Raw genomic sequence first — 14975 nt, 5'->3', positions numbered from 1 at the left:
GCGGGGAAGCTCTCCGCCGGCACGGCCATCGTGGCCGGACGAGGTGCATCCGGCCACGAGGAAGCATGCCGCGGCGGCAAGCCACAGCATCCGCCGCATCAGATCAGCACACCCACTTGTTCGAGGCGATGCCGTACTTGAACCTGCCGTCGGCGAAGTGGGTCTTCAGCGAGGAGATGCTGTAACCACGCTTGAGGAGGTAGGTCCGGCCCTCGTAGTCCTTCAACGTGTAGAGCCGGACGTCGCAGGAGTTGCCGTTGTTGTAGACGGAGCCGGCGTCGTTGAACTTGTTGTACTGCCGCAGGTCCGTGTTGTTGCCCCACACCTGGCCCGGGGTCCCCGCGTAGGAGGAGCTGAGCCAGGCGCACAGCGCCCCGGAAGAACAGTCCGACCTGGCCGCCTGCGCCGGTGAGGCCGTCGCGGCCATCCCCAGGCCCGCCAGCAGTACAGCACCCGACGCGATGGCCGCCTTCGCTCTCACACCCTTGATCTTCCTCATGCCTTCTCTGCCCCCTTCAGGGTTCTCGGCATCGTCCACGGACGGGTTCGCAAGCACCTTCAGGTCCCCCGTGCACCCGTGTTCGGTCTGCATCACTGTCGCGCGCTGCCGACCGGTCCGGCCACGCTGTTGCGGCTGAGCGAAAAGCCCCAGGTGTACGCGATGTGCGCGTTGGCGGCAGAGCGTGCGAAGCGCGAAATCGGGGGGAAAATCCGTGAAGTGCCCGACGGAGCTGCCGGGATCGTGGAGAGTCGGCTGCGTAGTCGTCCGAGTGCGCAGAGGTACGGACCGCGCTGGGACACCGCGCGCTGCCCCACCGCAGCCACCCCGAAAAGGACTTCCGCCTTGTCGCCCTTCGAACCTCGACACGCTCCCGCCGGCGATGTGGGCGCGGCGCTCATGCTGGTCGACTCCCGGATCAGGACCGTTCACGCGGGCAGGAGCGGGACCGACCCGGAACAGGAGCAGCTGATCCAGCAACTCCTCGCGTCGCTCGGCCCGGAGGGCATCGACGACGTGCTGGACGGAACGTGCACGCTCATCTACCTGTACATGAAGTGGCTCCGGGAGGCCCACGAGGCGCACGACAAGGACGTCGTCGAATACGTGGTGCCGACCCTCGTCACCTCCCTGAAGATGCTGCCGAGGAGCGTCCCGCCCCAGGCCGTCCCCACGATGGCGGGCCTGGCCGTCGCGGCCGCCATCGGCCTGAGCCCCACGCTGTGGCGCAACCAGTACGGCGACTGGACAGAAGCGGAACTGACCCCGCTGGAGGCGACGGCGTTCCTGCTCGCCGAACACATCAACCGCATGACGGACGACCAGAACTTCGCGACCCGCATGATCACGGAGGCGCTGACGCAGGTGGAGGGGAGGGAATAACGGGGCAAGGGGGCGAGGAATGCCGCTGCGGGGCCCGGGGAGGAGCGCCCCGGGGCTCGCAATCCCGGGCCGTGTCAGTGATCGCTGACAGAATCCCCGTGTGCTGATCGAGGGGTACGGCCACGGGCCGGTCGTGGCGGGGGAGTCGCTCCTGGGACGGCGTGGCTTCTGGGCCAACCATCTGTTGGCGATGTGCGGTGACGGGACGTGTGCCGGGCGGGCGGACCCCGATTGGTTCGGTGGGGACGGGGGCGACGCCGATGCCCTCGCCGAGGTGCTCTTCGATCCCGAACAGTGGCCGGTGTTCCGGGCCTTGGTGCCGGACAGTCACCCTGCTTCCGGTGTTGTCGTGGTCTACCGCAACCTTGTTGACGAGTTCGGGGTCGACTACCACCCCGGCGGTCAGACCACGGGCACGGGCGCGGGCTTCAGCCCGGCCCTGGTCTCGGGGCTTTCGTGGCGTGAGCTGACCCGGGTCGCCGACTGCCCCGAGCCCCCGGCAGACGGTGTCCAGGACGCCTCCGGCCGCTTCCTGTTGCTTCTGCCTCTCCTGAGTGGAGAGTGGTCGGACGAGGTGGTTCGGGAACGGATCATTGCCGACCTGGTCGCGGTCGGGGCACCGGAGTGCACCGTGGGACGGGCGGCCGGTCATCTGCTCGGCCATCTGGAACGACGGGCCCTGCACGATACCGGCTGGGGCTCGCCCCTCAGCGGTGGGTGAGGGGCCGCCGTCTCACCCCGCGCCGTGGCCGTGCCCGTGTCCGGGCCCTGCGCGTCGATCTGTTCCGCCCCTACCCCCGCCCCACCACCACCCCCGCCCGGTCGATGCAGAGCACGTCCACCGCGACCGGCGCGCCCCGGAGCACGGACAGGGCCTCGTCCCGGGCGCGGGCCGCCACCAGATCGCCCAGGGGGACGCCCGCCGCCTCGCACAGGCGCAGCGCCTCCAGGCCCGTGTTGGCGGTGGCGATCCGGGCGGCCAGGTCCTCGTCCGCGCCGCCCGTCCGGGCCAGGTCGGCCAGGAAGGCCTTGTCCACCTGGGAGCGGGCCGAGTGGAGGTCCAGGTGGCCCGCCGCCAGCTTGGAGAGCTTGGCGAAGCCGCCGCAGATCGTGAGGCGGTCGACCGGGTGCCGACGTACGTACTTCAGCACCGCGCCCGCGAAGTCCCCCATGTCCAGCAGCGCGATGTCCGGTAGGTCGTACTCCGCGCGCACCGTCCGTTCCGACGTCGAACCCGTGCAGCCCGCCACATGCGTCAGGCCCGCCGCCCGCGCCACGTCCACGCCCCGGCGGATCGAGTCGATCCAGGCCGAGCAGGAGTAGGGGACGACCACCCCCGTCGTGCCGAGGATCGACAGGCCGCCCAGGATGCCCAGGCGGCCGTTCCACGTCGAGCGGGCGATCTCCTCGCCGTGGTCGACCGACACCGTGATCTCCACGTCGCCCGCCGCACCGTGCTCCGCCGCCACCCGCTCCACGTGCTCCCGCATCAGCCGGCGCGGCACCGGGTTCACCGCGGGCTCCCCGACCTCCAGCGGCAGGCCGGGGAGGGTGACCGTACCGACGCCGGAGCCCGCCCGGAACACCACCCCGGAGCCCGGCGGCAGCCTCCGTACCGTCGCCCGCACCAGCGCCCCGTGCGTCACGTCCGGGTCGTCCCCCGCGTCCTTCACCACCCCGGCGCTCGCCTGCCCGGGCCCCAGCTCCTCCACCGCCAGCGCGAACGCCGGTGTCTGGCCCTTCGGCAGCGTGATGGACACCGGGTCCGGGAAGTCGCCGGTCAGCAGTGCCGTGTACGCGGCCGTCGTCGCCGCCGTCGCACAGGCGCCGGTCGTCCAGCCGGGGCGCAGACCGGTGTGCTTGAGTTGGGCACTGCGACCGCCCTGCGTCTCAGCGTTCACGAGAAGAGTCCGTTCCGATGCCTGTACCTGCTGCCGTGCATGTCCTTGTCCTGGGCGGTACGACCGAGGCGCGCCGGCTGGCCGAGAGCCTGGCCGGTGACCGGAGCGTCCGGGTCACCACCTCGCTCGCGGGCCGGGTCGCCGCCCCCCGGCTGCCACCGGGGGAGGTGCGTATCGGCGGGTTCGGCGGGCCCGAGGGGCTCGCCGCCTGGATGCGTGAGCACGACGTGGACGCCCTCATCGACGCCACCCATCCCTTCGCCGCCGCCATGAGCCGGAACGCCGCCGAGGCCGCCGCCCTGGCCCATGTTCCCCTCCTCGCCCTCCGTCGGCCCGGCTGGGTCGCCCAGGACGGTGACCGCTGGCACTCCGCCGGATCGCTCGCCGAGGCCGCCGGGCTGCTGCCCGCACTCGGCGAGCGGGTCTTCCTCACCACCGGGCGGATGGGGCTCGCCGCCTTCGCGGGGGCGGGCCTCGACGCGCTGTGGTTCCTCGTCCGGTCCGTCGACGCGCCGGAGCCGCCCTGCCCGGCCCGGATGGAGGTGCTCCTCGACCGGGGCCCGTTCGGCCTCGACGGGGAGCGGGAGCTCCTCCGGCGCCACCGCATCGACGTCCTCGTCACCAAGGACAGCGGCGGGGACGCCACCGCGCCCAAGCTCACCGCCGCCCGTGAGGCCGGGATCCCGGTCGTGGTCGTCCGGCGGCCACCGGTACCGGACGGGGTGCCGGTGGCCCGTACGCCCGACGAGGCCGCGCGCTGGGTACGCCGACTGCACGAACCCGGCTAGCGGTTTCCGGAAGCTCTACGCCTCCGGGCCCGAGCAGCGGGCCCGAGGGGGCTACGCCTCCGGGTAGCGGCGCGGCGTCCAGACGACGCCCCGGCCGCCGTCCTCGCCCCGCTTCACCCACCGCGTCTGCGACGAGCCCACGATCAGCAGCGTCCGCATGTCCACCTCCGCCGGGTCGACGTCGGCCAGCCGCACCGTACGTACGGACTCCGTCGGGCCGCCCACGTCCCGCGCCAGAACGACCGGGGTGTCCGGCGAGCGGTGTTCCAGGAGCAGGTCGCGGGCCTGGCCGACCTGCCACGTACGGGACTTGGACCCCGGGTTGTACAGAGCGAGCACCAGGTCCGCCGAGGCCGCCGCACGGAGCCGCTCCGCGATGACCTCCCACGGCTTGAGCCGGTCCGAGAGGGAGATCGTGGCGTAGTCGTGGCCGAGCGGCGCACCCGCGCGGGCGGCTGCGGCGTTCGCCGCGGTGACGCCGGGCAGCACCCGGACGGGGATGTCCGCGTAGGCGTCCTGCGAGGCCACCTCCAGCACCGCCGTCGCCATCGCGAAGACCCCGGGGTCGCCGCCCGAGACCACCGCGACCCGGTGGCCCCGCCGGGCCAGGTCGAGCGCGAACTCCGCCCGCTCCGACTCCACCTTGTTGTCCGAGCCGTGCCGCGCCTGCCCGGGGCGGACCGGCACCCGGTCCAGGTACGTCGTGTAGCCGACCAGGGCGTCGGCCGCCGCCAGCGCGCCCCGCGTCTGGGGCGTCAGCCACAGCGGGCCCGCCGGACCGGTGCCGACGACCACGACCTCGCCGGCGGCTGTTCCGGACGGACGCGGCGCGTCGACGCGGCTCGGCAGCACCGCCACCGAGAAGTACGGGACCGACTCCGGGTCGATGTCCGCCAGTTCGCCCGTACGCTCCCCGGCCATCGTGGCCCGCTCCACGTACCGCGCCTCCGGCAGCCGGCCCGACGCCTCGAACGCCCCGCGCACCGCCGGGAACGTCCGCCCCAGTTTCATCACCACCGCCGTGTCTGTCGCGGCGAGACGGGCCGTCAGCTCCTCCTCCGGCAGCGTGCCGGGCAGGATCGTCAGGATCTCCTCACCCTCGACGAGCGGGGTGCCGAGCCGGGCGGCGGCAGCACTGACGGACGTGACACCCGGGATGACCTCGGTCGCGTACCGGTCCGCAAGGCGCTTGTGCATGTGCATGTATGAGCCGTAGAACATCGGGTCGCCCTCGGCGAGCACCGCGACCGTCCGGCCCGCGTCCAGATGCGCCGCGAGACGGGCCGCGGCCGCCTCGTAGAACTCCTCCAACGCGCCCCGGTAGCCGCCGGGGTGGTCCGTGGTCTCCGTCGTGACGGGGTAGACCAGGGCCTCCTCGATGTGGTCCGGCCGCAGGTGCGCGGCGGCGATGGAGCGCGCGATCGAGCGGCCGTGCCGGGCGCTGTGGTACGCGACGACGTCGGCCTCGCCGATGGCCTGGACGGCCCGCAGGGTCATCAGGTTCGGGTCGCCGGGGCCGAGTCCGACACCGTAGAGACGGCCCGTGCTGCCGCTGGACTCGCTCATCACTACTCTTCCTCGCTCGCGATGGCGTTCAGGGCCGCCGCAGCTATCGCGCTGCCGCCGCGCCGGCCGCGGATGATCAGGTGCTCCAGGCCCGACGGGTGCTCGGCCAGGGCCTCCTTGGACTCCATCGCGCCGACGAAGCCGACCGGGACGCCGATCACGGCGGCCGGGCGCGGGGCGCCCTCCTCGATCATCTCCAGCAGCCGGAACAGGGCCGTCGGCGCGTTGCCGACCGCGACCACCGCCCCCTCCATCCGGTCCCGCCACAGCTCCAGGGCCGCCGCACTGCGCGTCGTCCCCATCTTCGCGGCCAGTTCGGGCACGGACGGGTCGGACAGCGTGCACACCACGTCGTTGTCCGCGGGCAGCCGCTTGCGGGTGACCCCGCTGGCGACCATCGCCACGTCGCAGAGGATCGGTGCGCCGGCGCGCAGAGCGGCGCGGGCGTCGGCCACGGCGTTCGGCGAGAAGGCGAGGTCCTTGACGAGGTCGACCATGCCGCAGGCGTGGATCATCCGGACGGCGACCTGGCTGACGTCGGCGGGCAGCCCGGCGAGATCCGCCTCCGCGCGGATGGTGGCGAAGGACTGGCGGTAGATCGCCGGTCCGTCCTTCTCGTACTGGTGCACAGTGCTGTCGCTTTCTTCAGCTGATACGTCAGAGGAATCGGGTGTTGCGTCAGAGGGCGCGGGCCTCGGCCACCGCTGCCGCCAGCCGTGCCGGGGCGCCGTTCCGAACGGTCGGAACGGTCGTCCGGGGGTCCCGCCGCTCTCCCCGTACGTGCGAGATCCGGTGCCCGTCGGGCGTTGCGACCACGTCGATCCACTCCCCGTGGGGGTGGCCGCAGCGGCGTTCGCACCCGGACCAGTAGACAGGGAGCCGCCCGACCGGTCCGACGGCGGCCCCGGCTTCGGCCCGCACGTCGGACAGGGACTTCGCGCAGCCGGGGCGGCCGATGCACGCGCCGACCCCGGTCCACGGGGAGTCGGGGGCGGTGATCAGCCCGGCCGCGTCCAGCGCCCGGAGCGCCTCCACCGCCTCGTCGTGCGCGAAGGGGCCGGGGACGACGATCCCGCGCCACGGGGTGAGCCGGAGCTCGTTCCCGTACCGGCGGGCCGTTTCGGTGAGCAGCCGCCACTGGGAGGAGGTGAGCCGCCCCAGGGGTACGTCGACGCTGATCGCGCTGGCGGAAGCGTGCGCGCCCGGGGCAGGGGGCGTCGCCGTACGCGGCCGGGGGCGATGCACCGCCGGACCGGCCCCCGCACCGACGGTTCGCACCAGATCGGCCCGTACGCCGTCGGGCAGGTCCTTCACGCGCCACGCGCCGGATTCCCGGGCGGCCCGCAGGAACGCCTCGGCGGCCAGGAGCGCGGCGCGGGGGCCTTCCCCGCCCGGTACCCGGAACACCTCGTCCGAGGCCCCGATCCGCAGGAGGCAGCTGTCGCCCGCCGCGATCAGGGTCACGTCGGCGCCCAGCGCGTCCACATCACCTCGGCCGTCGTCCAGGGCGAAGAGGAAGCGGCCGGAGAGCGAGGCGGCGGCGGCCGATCCGCAGACCAGGCCGTCCAGTCCGGACAACCAGCCGCTGACCGGGGGCGATCCGTCCAGCCCGGCGAGCGGCGAGGCCACGATGTTGCGGGCCCGCTCGTGCGCGGCGGACGGCAGCAGCCCGGCGGCGGTGAGCAGCTCGGCGAGCCCGCCTCCGCACTCCGCGTCGAGGCCGCGCAGCTGGACGTTGCCCCGCGAGGTGAGATGCAGCTCACTGTCCCCGAACCGGCCGGCCGCCGCCAGCAGCGCGTCCGCCCGGTCCGCGCTCAGCACCCCGCCGGGCACCCGGACCCGGGCCAGCGCACCGTCGTCGGCCCGGTGCAGCCGCAGCGTCCCCGGGCAGGCGTCGCCGCTGTCGCGGAGGGCTGGGCCGCCCGCGGAAAGGGGCGAGAGGGCGGAATCGGGCATGGCGGCGAGCATACCGACCGGGCCGCTCCCGGCGAGGGGCCCGCGGCTGTGACCTGCGGGACAGCGGCGGCTGACCGGTGGTGGCCGCCGGAAACAGTGATCACCACCGCACCCACGCCCCCTGCCCCGCCCCCACCTCCGCCGCTTAGGATGCTGGCGGTGGTCCGTTCAGGCCGCCATCGCCAGACGGCGACAGGGGAGGAAGCCCGGTGAGATTCCGGCGCGGTCCCGCCACTGTGAGTCCGGTCGCCGCCACCACCGGCCGCCGGACGAGTCAGGAACTCCCTTCTCCGAGTGCCCGGTAGCCACCGGACCGCCCGGGGAGACCCTCCGACACCCGCCCGGGGCGTGGACACCCCGAGGAAGGCCTGACGCAGCATGATCCTGCTCCTGTCGACGTCCGACACCGACCTCCTGAGCGCCCGCGCTTCCGAGGGGCCCGTCAGCTACCGGTACGCCAACCCCTCGCGCGTCGACCTCGACGGACTGCCGGAGCTGCTGGACGGCGTCGACCTCGTCGTCGTCCGGCTCCTCGGTGGCGTACGGGCCTGGCAGGAGGGGCTCGACGCGGTGCTGGCCACCGGCCGCCCGGTCGTCGTGCTGACCGGTGAGCAGGCCCCCGACGCCCAGCTGATGGCCGCGTCCACCGTGCCGATCGGCATCGCGGCCGAGGCGCACGCCTACCTCGCGCACGGCGGCCCCGCCAACCTGGAGCAGCTGGCCCGGTTCCTCTCCGACACCGTGCTGCTGACCGGCCACGGCTTCGAGCCGCCCGCCCCGGCCCCCGCGTGGGGCCCGCTGGAGCGGGAGGCCCGAGCGGTGCCCGAGGGCGCGCCGACCGTCGCCGTCCTCTACTACCGCGCCCACCACATGAGCGGGAACACCGCGTTCGTGGACGCGCTGTGCACGGCGGTCGAGGACGCCGGGGGCCGCCCACTCCCGCTGTACGTCGCGTCTCTCCGTACGCCGGAGACGGACCTCATCGACCGGCTCCGCTCCGCCGACGCCATCGTCACCACCGTCCTCGCGGCGGGCGGCACCAAGCCCGCAGAGGCTTCGGCCGGCGGCGACGACGAGTCGTGGGACGCGGGCGCGCTCACCCAGCTCGACGTGCCGATCCTCCAGGCGCTCTGCCTCACCAGCCCGCGTACCGCCTGGGAGGAGAACGACGAGGGCGTCTCCCCGCTGGACGCGGCGACGCAGATCGCGGTGCCGGAGTTCGACGGCCGCCTGATCACGGTCCCGTTCTCCTTCAAGGAGATCGACGAGGACGGGCTCCCGGCGTACGTCCCCGACGCCGAGCGCGCGGCCCGCGTCGCCGGGATCGCCGTACGCCACGCGAAGCTGCGGAGCATCCCGAACGCGGAGAAGAAGATCGCGCTGGTGCTGTCCGCCTACCCGACGAAGCACTCCCGCATCGGGAACGCGGTCGGCCTCGACACCCCCGCCAGCGCCGTGGCCCTGCTGCGCCGACTGCGTGCCGAGGGGTACGACTTCGGCCCCGAGGAGGACATCCCGGGCCTGGCCTCCGGCGACGGCGACGAGCTGATCTACGCCCTCATCGACGCGGGCGGCCACGACCAGGAGTGGCTGACCGAGGAGCAGTTGGCGAAGAACCCGGTCCGGATCCCGGCCGCCGACTACCGTCGCTGGTTCGCCGAACTGCCGCAGGAGCTGCGGGAGTCGGTGGAGGAGCATTGGGGCCCCGCCCCCGGCGAGATGTTCGTCGACCGCTCCGCCAACCCGGAGGGCGACATCGTCCTCGCGGCCCTGCGGCGCGGCAACCTCCTCATCCTCATCCAGCCGCCGCGCGGCTTCGGCGAGAACCCGATCGCGATCTACCACGACCCCGATCTCCCGCCGTCCCACCACTACTTGGCCGCGTACCGCTGGATCGCCGCCTCCGCCGAGGACAACGGGTTCGGCGCGGACGCGATGATCCACCTGGGCAAGCACGGCAACCTGGAGTGGCTGCCCGGCAAGAACGCGGGCCTCTCCGCCGCCTGCGGCCCGGACGCCGCCCTCGGCGATCTGCCCCTCGTCTACCCGTTCCTGGTGAACGACCCGGGCGAGGGCACGCAGGCGAAGCGCCGCGTCCACGCCACGCTCATCGACCACCTGGTCCCGCCGATGGCCCGCGCCGACAGCTACGGCGACATCGCGCGCCTGGAACAACTCCTCGACGAGCACGCGCAGATCGCCGCGATGGACCCGGCGAAGCTGCCCGCGATCCGCGCCCAGATCTGGACGCTGATCCAGGCGGCGAAGCTCGACCACGACCTCGGGGTGGAGGACCGCCCGGAGGACGAGGGCTTCGACGACTTCATCATGCATCTCGACGGCTGGCTCTGCGAGATCAAGGACGTCCAGATCCGCGACGGACTGCACGTCCTGGGCAACCCGCCCGCCGGGAACGACCGGGTCAACCTGGTCCTCGCCGTCCTCCGCGCCCGCCAGATCTGGGGCGGCACGGCGTCCCTCCCCGGCCTGCGCGAGGCGCTCGGCCTGGACGAGTCGGCGGCCACCCGCACCGCGGCCGACGAGATCGAGGAGCAGGCGCGCGCCCTGGTCCAGGCGATGGACGACGCGGACTGGAACCCGGAGGCAGTGGCCGGGGTCGCCGCGGGCCTCCCGGACGCCGTGGCCGACATCCTGACCTTCGCGGCCACCGAGGTGGTCCCGCGCATGGCGGCGACGACCGACGAACTGACCCACGCGGTCCACGCCTTGAACGGCGGATTCGTCCCGGCAGGCCCCTCCGGCTCCCCGCTCCGAGGCCTGGTCAACGTGCTCCCCACGGGCCGCAACTTCTACTCGGTGGACCCGAAGGCGGTCCCGTCCAAGCTGGCCTGGGAGACGGGCCAGGCCCTGGCGGACTCCCTCCTGACCCGCTACCGCACCGACAACGGCGACTGGCCCACGTCGGTCGGCCTCTCCCTCTGGGGCACGAGCGCGATGCGCACGGCGGGCGACGACATCGCGGAGGCGTTCGCGCTGCTCGGCATCCGCCCCGTCTGGGACGACGCCTCGCGCCGCGTGACGGGCCTGGAGCCCATCCCGTACGCCGAGCTGGGCCGCCCCCGCATCGACGTCACGCTCCGCATCTCGGGCTTCTTCCGCGACGCGTTCCCGCACACGGTGGGCCTGCTCGACGACGCCGTACGCCTGGCGGCATCTCTCGACGAGCCGGCCGAGCGCAACTACGTACGGGCGCACACCCAGGCCGACCTGGCCGAACACGGCGACGAACGCCGGGCCACCACAAGGATCTTCGGCTCCCGCCCCGGCACGTACGGCGCGGGCCTCCTCCAGCTCATCGACTCCCGCGACTGGCGCACCGACGCCGACCTCGCCGAGGTCTACACGGTCTGGGGCGGCTACGCCTACGGCCGCGAACTCGACGGCCGCCCGGCCCGCGAGGAGATGGAGAGCGCCTACAAGCGCATCGAGGTCGCCGCGAAGAACACCGACACCCGCGAGCACGACATCGCGGACTCCGACGACTACTTCCAGTACCACGGCGGCATGGTGGCGACCGTGCGCGCGCTGAAGGGCACGGCCCCGGAGGCGTACATCGGCGACTCCACCCGCCCCGAGACGGTCCGCACGCGCACGCTCGTCGAGGAGACGTCCCGCGTCTTCCGCGCCCGCGTCGTCAACCCCAAGTGGATCGAGGCGATGCGCCGCCACGGCTACAAGGGCGCGTTCGAGCTGGCGGCCACGGTGGACTACCTCTTCGGGTACGACGCCACGACCGGCGTCGTCGCCGACTGGATGTACGACAAGCTCACCCAGACGTACGTCCTGGACCCGGAGAACAAGCAGTTTCTCCAGGAGGCCAACCCCTGGGCCCTGCACGGCATCGCGGAACGCCTGCTGGAGGCCGAGTCCCGCGGCATGTGGGCCAAGCCGGACCCGGCGGTCTTGGAAGCGCTGCGCCAGGTGTACCTGGAGACGGAAGGGAACCTGGAGGGGGAGGACTGACGGGCCGGCCCGCCGCAACCCGACCGGCCCCGGGAGAACCAATTCTCCCGGGGCCGGCGGAGTGTACGGGGCTGGGCGTGTCAACGCCGCGCTGATGACGACTAGTTGGCGTTCACCAGGTCATGGGCGGGGACCGTCACGGTCCGGGCACCCTTCTTGCCGCCGAGGACGACCTTGCGCAGGGCGCTGTTGTTCTTGTAGTTGGTCTCCTTGAGCCGGTTCTCCGGGTTGGCGAGGACCTGGATGTAGTACGTGCCGTTCGGCAGACCCGTGATGTCGAAGGACTGGCCGGGCAGGTCCTGGGTGTAGGTGTCACCGGAGCCGACGTCGAGCACCTCGCGGACGGAGATCGAGTTCTCCTGGCCGCACGCGGTGGACAGGTCGGTGTTGTCCGGGTGCCAGTTGGCGTTCTTCACCGTGTAGTCGACGGCGTCGGTGTTGGCCAGGCAGAACGCCTCCTTGCCACTGCGCACCGACTCCTTCTTGTCGGCCTTCAGCAGCCGGTAGCTGGCGAAGTCCGTGAAGTGCCAGTGCTCGTGGCCGGGGCGCGGGTCCCACTCCATCGTGCCGGTCGGGGTGTAGCCGACCTGCTTGCCCTTGGCGTCGTAGAAGTACTGGTAGGCGTCCATCAGCTCCTTGCCCGGGGAGCGGAAGCCGTCCACGACGAGCTTGGCCGGGCCCGCGTTCCACACGTTGGCGCTGAAGGCGAGGTAGTCCTTGCCGGGCACGTCCTCGTAGCCGTCGCTGACGGTGATGCCGTACGCGGGCAGCGAGCGCAGGTCCGGCTTGGGCACGTCGGGCACGGTGGCCCTGCCGGTGGGCCGCTTGGCGTTGGGCTCGGCCGCGGGCGCCTGCCGCGATCCGTCGGTCTGCCCGGGCCGGTCGCCGACCTTGGCCGCCGAGAAGGCCTGCCGCTGGAGGGACTCCTTCTTCAGCGCCCAGGGCAGGGCGGGCGGAGCGGGCGGGTAGGGCCCGTGACCGACGTTGAACGTGGGGGTGGCGCCGGTCGTCCGGGCGGCGGGGGCCTCGGGACGGGCCGGGGCGCCGTGCGCGGCATGGGCGGAGGCGGCGGCGTTCCCGGAGTGAGCGGCGGCGGGCGCGTCGGCGGCCTGCTGGTGCCCTTCATGCCCGCCGTGCCCCTGGTGCCCCTGGTGCCCGGCGGCGGACTTGGCGGACTGGGAGGACCGGGGAGCCGCGCTGCGAGCGGCGGATCCCGAGCCCTCCTCCTCTTCCCAACTACGCTCCCGAACCGTCACCTTGACGGTCTGCGGCTTGTTCGCGATGCCGAAGAGGTCGCGGTACTTCTTCGTCACGGAGATCTTGGCGGTGTAGGTCCCGGCGGCCAGCTGGACCGGCTTGGCGTAGTACCCGGCGTAGGTGTTGGACGCCCAGCCGTTCTCGACGCCCCAGACCGAGCCGAGGGTGAAGGGGTTCACCGGACAGCTCTGCGGATACTTCGAGTTGGCGGGCGCGTCCGGCCGGACCCGCCCGGAGGCGTTGTTGGGGCAGAAGGCCTCGGTCTGCTTCAGCACGGTCTTGCCGGCCGCGTCGGTGACGGAGATCTGCGCGAAGTCCGGCAGCCCGGAGAAGTCCTTCACGAGCCCGGCGGGAAGCGCCTTGGTCGTGGTCTTCTTCCCGTTCCGGAGCACCTGTGTGGCGAGGACCGGATCCTTGTACGACTTACGGGTCACCTTGAGCTCGAAGGCGCCGTTCTCCGAGGTCAGGTAGGTCCCGAGGTCGAGGTATACCCCGGGATCCTCCTTCCACGAGTCGAGCGTCACCGAGGTGGTGGCGGCGATCAGGCTGAGCTTCGGCGACGGCTCGGCCGTCTTGGCGTCCGGCGCGGCGGCAACGACACCCGCCGTCACGGCGACGGCCGCGGCGACGGCGATCGAGGGGCGGGTGAGACGGCTGGTGCGGCCCTGCGGTGATCTGGTCATCATTCCTCGTACTTCCGGCTTCCGAGTGCGTGATGGAACGTGGACGATCAGCACGGCCCCAAACTCAACTCACCGGTGGCGACGCTGTGTCCGGCCTGTGAGAGGCGGACTCGGGCGCTTCGGGTTGTCTCCGGTCCCCCGATTGGCGCAGGGTTGTCCGAAAAGCGATGACTGCTTGTAGGTGCGACCCCTGGCGAGTTCTACTCTGCCGATGGCTTGCGGAAAGCGATGAACAACCAGGTGAAAAGCGGGAATTGATAGTTTGTTCGGTCTATCGGGCCGAGGTCGAGGCACGGTCCGTCGTCGCGCGACGGGGGTATACATGGCTTGGGAAGAGTGGGAGAGGTCCAAGGAGGCGGTGGCCGAGGGGCACACGCCGATGCGGTTGAACGAGGCCGGATCGCAGGGTGCCGCTGCCGCGGACCTGGTGGTGCACCAGGACGACCTGGGGGCTGTGGGACACGAAGCGTTCGTTCTCCACGGGGAACTGAAGAAGCAAGCCGACATCGCCGGAACGGGTGCGGACAAGAGCGGCGCCGGGTCGACCATGCAGGCGGCCGCTGTCCTCAAGAGCCACAGTCTGCGCATCGGTTCTGAGCTGGAGACCACCGTCGAGGTCTGGTCCTCGCAGGTGAAGCATGTGCTGCAGGCATGTGCGCACATCTCCAATCACCTGGACTTCACCAAAAAGCTGCACGCCCGGGACGATGTGAAAATCGCCGCCGAGGTGAGTGGCCGCTCCGGCCCGATACCTGTCTCTGCCTTGAACGACTACTTCAGGTAGGGAGCATCGTGGGTCGATTCACGTACTCGGACCTCATCGGCATGGACCTCGGAAAGCTGGCCACCGCGGTATCCGACTGGAAGGCCATGGCGGGTGAACTGTCCAAACTCACCACCACGGTCCGCGACGGCCTGGCCAAGAAGGCGGCCGGCGCACGCTGGCAGGGCGCAAACGCCACCGTCACACGGGAGTTCGTCGGCAAAGACCGCCAAGGAGTTCACCGACCTCCACAGTGAGGCCGAGAGCATCGCCAACGTCCTCGCCGACGCACACGTGGAACTGGTGCGTTACCAGAAGCAGGCGAAGACGCTCACCGACGCGGCGAGGAAGGGCGATCCCGCGCACAACCCGCCGGACCCCGCGCTCCTGATCTCCGACGGCCCGGGTGGCACGGTCCGTGTCATCGAGGCGCTCTGCACGCCCGAGGGGCCCGACCAGCGGACCAGGACCGTATGCAGTGGTACGCCGACACGCTCGCCGGAATCGTTCAGCATGCGGCCGAGGTGGACGCCACGGCCGCGCGCGCCCTGCGGAAGAGCCACGGCGGTGCCCCGGAGAACGCCGGACACGCCACGTACACCTCCCTGGACGAGGAGCAGGTCCCACGTGCCTAGGAGCTGGCAGGCCTCGGCAAGGACGCGAACGATAAGCAGCGGGCGGAGCTGCGCCGTCTGT

The 14975-nt window shown here is 72.1% G+C and carries 13 protein-coding genes and 1 riboswitch; of the genes, 7 read left to right on the top strand and 6 right to left on the bottom strand.

All coding sequences use genetic code 11. The annotated features are described in order from the left end of the window. Positions 1 to 103: 103 nt before the first annotated feature. On the bottom strand, positions 104 to 499 hold the full coding sequence (locus tag IE140_RS10675) for a peptidase inhibitor family I36 protein (protein WP_225679153.1): 396 nt from the start codon (positions 497 to 499) through the stop codon (positions 104 to 106). 399 nt (positions 500 to 898) lie between these two features. Here IE140_RS10675 and IE140_RS10670 point away from each other — a divergent pair, with 399 nt between their 5' ends. Then, entirely contained in the window at positions 899 to 1381 is a 483-nt protein-coding gene (locus tag IE140_RS10670; RefSeq protein WP_150196389.1) for a hypothetical protein, read from the top strand. A 100-nt stretch (positions 1382 to 1481) separates the two neighbouring features. Continuing rightward, positions 1482 to 2102 carry a hypothetical protein gene (locus tag IE140_RS10665; RefSeq protein WP_150196385.1) on the top strand — a complete coding sequence of 207 codons (621 nt, stop codon included), beginning with the start codon at positions 1482 to 1484 and terminating at the stop codon, positions 2100 to 2102. 70 nt (positions 2103 to 2172) lie between these two features. Here the strand turns inward: IE140_RS10665 and IE140_RS10660 are convergent, their stop codons facing one another. Then, entirely contained in the window at positions 2173 to 3282 is a 1110-nt protein-coding gene (locus IE140_RS10660) for a cobalt-precorrin-5B (C(1))-methyltransferase (protein ID WP_150196386.1), read from the bottom strand. 17 nt (positions 3283 to 3299) lie between these two features. Here IE140_RS10660 and IE140_RS10655 point away from each other — a divergent pair, with 17 nt between their 5' ends. Beyond that, positions 3300 to 4070, top strand: coding sequence for a cobalt-precorrin-6A reductase (locus tag IE140_RS10655; RefSeq protein ID WP_093443559.1), 771 nt, complete (start codon positions 3300 to 3302; stop codon positions 4068 to 4070). A gap of 51 nt (positions 4071 to 4121) precedes the next feature. On the opposite strand, the gene IE140_RS10650 is transcribed toward IE140_RS10655, so the two are convergent. The 3 genes from IE140_RS10650 to IE140_RS10640 are packed head-to-tail and all read right to left on the bottom strand — an operon-like array spanning position 4122 to position 7604. Continuing rightward, a complete protein-coding gene (locus IE140_RS10650; RefSeq protein ID WP_150196387.1) occupies positions 4122 to 5636 on the bottom strand; it encodes a precorrin-2 C(20)-methyltransferase in 1515 nt (504 codons plus the stop codon). 2 nt (positions 5637 to 5638) lie between these two features. Beyond that, complete coding sequence (locus IE140_RS10645; RefSeq protein WP_093443563.1) at positions 5639 to 6265, bottom strand: precorrin-8X methylmutase; 627 nt, start codon at positions 6263 to 6265, stop codon at positions 5639 to 5641. Between the two features lie 49 nt (positions 6266 to 6314). Continuing rightward, the gene (locus IE140_RS10640) at positions 6315 to 7604 is read right to left on the bottom strand and encodes a ferredoxin-like domain-containing protein (RefSeq protein WP_150196388.1); all 1290 of its coding nucleotides are present in this window, start codon (positions 7602 to 7604) and stop codon (positions 6315 to 6317) included. Between the two features lie 186 nt (positions 7605 to 7790). Continuing rightward, positions 7791 to 7876: riboswitch (cobalamin riboswitch) on the top strand. Positions 7877 to 7970: 94 nt separating this feature from the next. Here IE140_RS10640 and cobN point away from each other — a divergent pair. Continuing rightward, on the top strand, positions 7971 to 11576 hold the full coding sequence (gene cobN, locus IE140_RS10635) for a cobaltochelatase subunit CobN (RefSeq protein WP_150198428.1): 3606 nt from the start codon (positions 7971 to 7973) through the stop codon (positions 11574 to 11576). A 101-nt stretch (positions 11577 to 11677) separates the two neighbouring features. Here the strand turns inward: cobN and IE140_RS10630 are convergent, their stop codons facing one another. Further along, complete coding sequence (locus IE140_RS10630) at positions 11678 to 13519, bottom strand: lysyl oxidase family protein (RefSeq protein ID WP_189460326.1); 1842 nt, start codon at positions 13517 to 13519, stop codon at positions 11678 to 11680. Positions 13520 to 13838: 319 nt separating this feature from the next. Between IE140_RS10630 and IE140_RS10625 the strand changes: the two genes are divergently transcribed. From IE140_RS10625 to IE140_RS35905, 3 genes are all read left to right on the top strand, one after another. Continuing rightward, positions 13839 to 14300 carry a hypothetical protein gene (locus IE140_RS10625; RefSeq protein ID WP_150197884.1) on the top strand — a complete coding sequence of 154 codons (462 nt, stop codon included), beginning with the start codon at positions 13839 to 13841 and terminating at the stop codon, positions 14298 to 14300. Positions 14301 to 14308: 8 nt separating this feature from the next. Beyond that, positions 14309 to 14536: a hypothetical protein gene (locus IE140_RS35910; protein ID WP_229826746.1), complete on the top strand. Its 228-nt coding sequence runs from the start codon at positions 14309 to 14311 to the stop codon at positions 14534 to 14536. 216 nt (positions 14537 to 14752) lie between these two features. Next, positions 14753 to 14914: a hypothetical protein gene (locus IE140_RS35905; RefSeq protein ID WP_229826745.1), complete on the top strand. Its 162-nt coding sequence runs from the start codon at positions 14753 to 14755 to the stop codon at positions 14912 to 14914. The last annotated feature ends 61 nt before the right edge of the window (positions 14915 to 14975 follow it).

The organism is Streptomyces parvus, from assembly GCF_014648875.1.
Taxonomy (GTDB): domain Bacteria; phylum Actinomycetota; class Actinomycetes; order Streptomycetales; family Streptomycetaceae; genus Streptomyces; species Streptomyces parvus.
This window is presented reverse-complemented; position numbering and strand designations above follow the sequence as displayed.

Excerpts from the sequence above, each read along its gene's own strand:
- IE140_RS10630 (WP_189460326.1), bottom strand. The coding sequence starts at position 13,519 with ATGATGACCAGATCACCGCAGGGCCGCACCAGCCGTCTCACCCGCCCC.
- IE140_RS10625 (WP_150197884.1), top strand. The coding sequence starts at position 13,839 with ATGGCTTGGGAAGAGTGGGAGAGGTCCAAGGAGGCGGTGGCCGAGGGG.
- cobN (WP_150198428.1), top strand. The coding sequence starts at position 7,971 with ATGATCCTGCTCCTGTCGACGTCCGACACCGACCTCCTGAGCGCCCGC.
- IE140_RS10675 (WP_225679153.1), bottom strand. The coding sequence starts at position 499 with ATGAGGAAGATCAAGGGTGTGAGAGCGAAGGCGGCCATCGCGTCGGGT.
- IE140_RS10640 (WP_150196388.1), bottom strand. The coding sequence starts at position 7,604 with ATGCTCGCCGCCATGCCCGATTCCGCCCTCTCGCCCCTTTCCGCGGGC.
- IE140_RS10670 (WP_150196389.1), top strand. The coding sequence starts at position 899 with ATGCTGGTCGACTCCCGGATCAGGACCGTTCACGCGGGCAGGAGCGGG.
- IE140_RS10655 (WP_093443559.1), top strand. The coding sequence starts at position 3,300 with ATGCCTGTACCTGCTGCCGTGCATGTCCTTGTCCTGGGCGGTACGACC.
- IE140_RS35905 (WP_229826745.1), top strand. The coding sequence starts at position 14,753 with ATGCAGTGGTACGCCGACACGCTCGCCGGAATCGTTCAGCATGCGGCC.
- IE140_RS10650 (WP_150196387.1), bottom strand. The coding sequence starts at position 5,636 with ATGAGCGAGTCCAGCGGCAGCACGGGCCGTCTCTACGGTGTCGGACTC.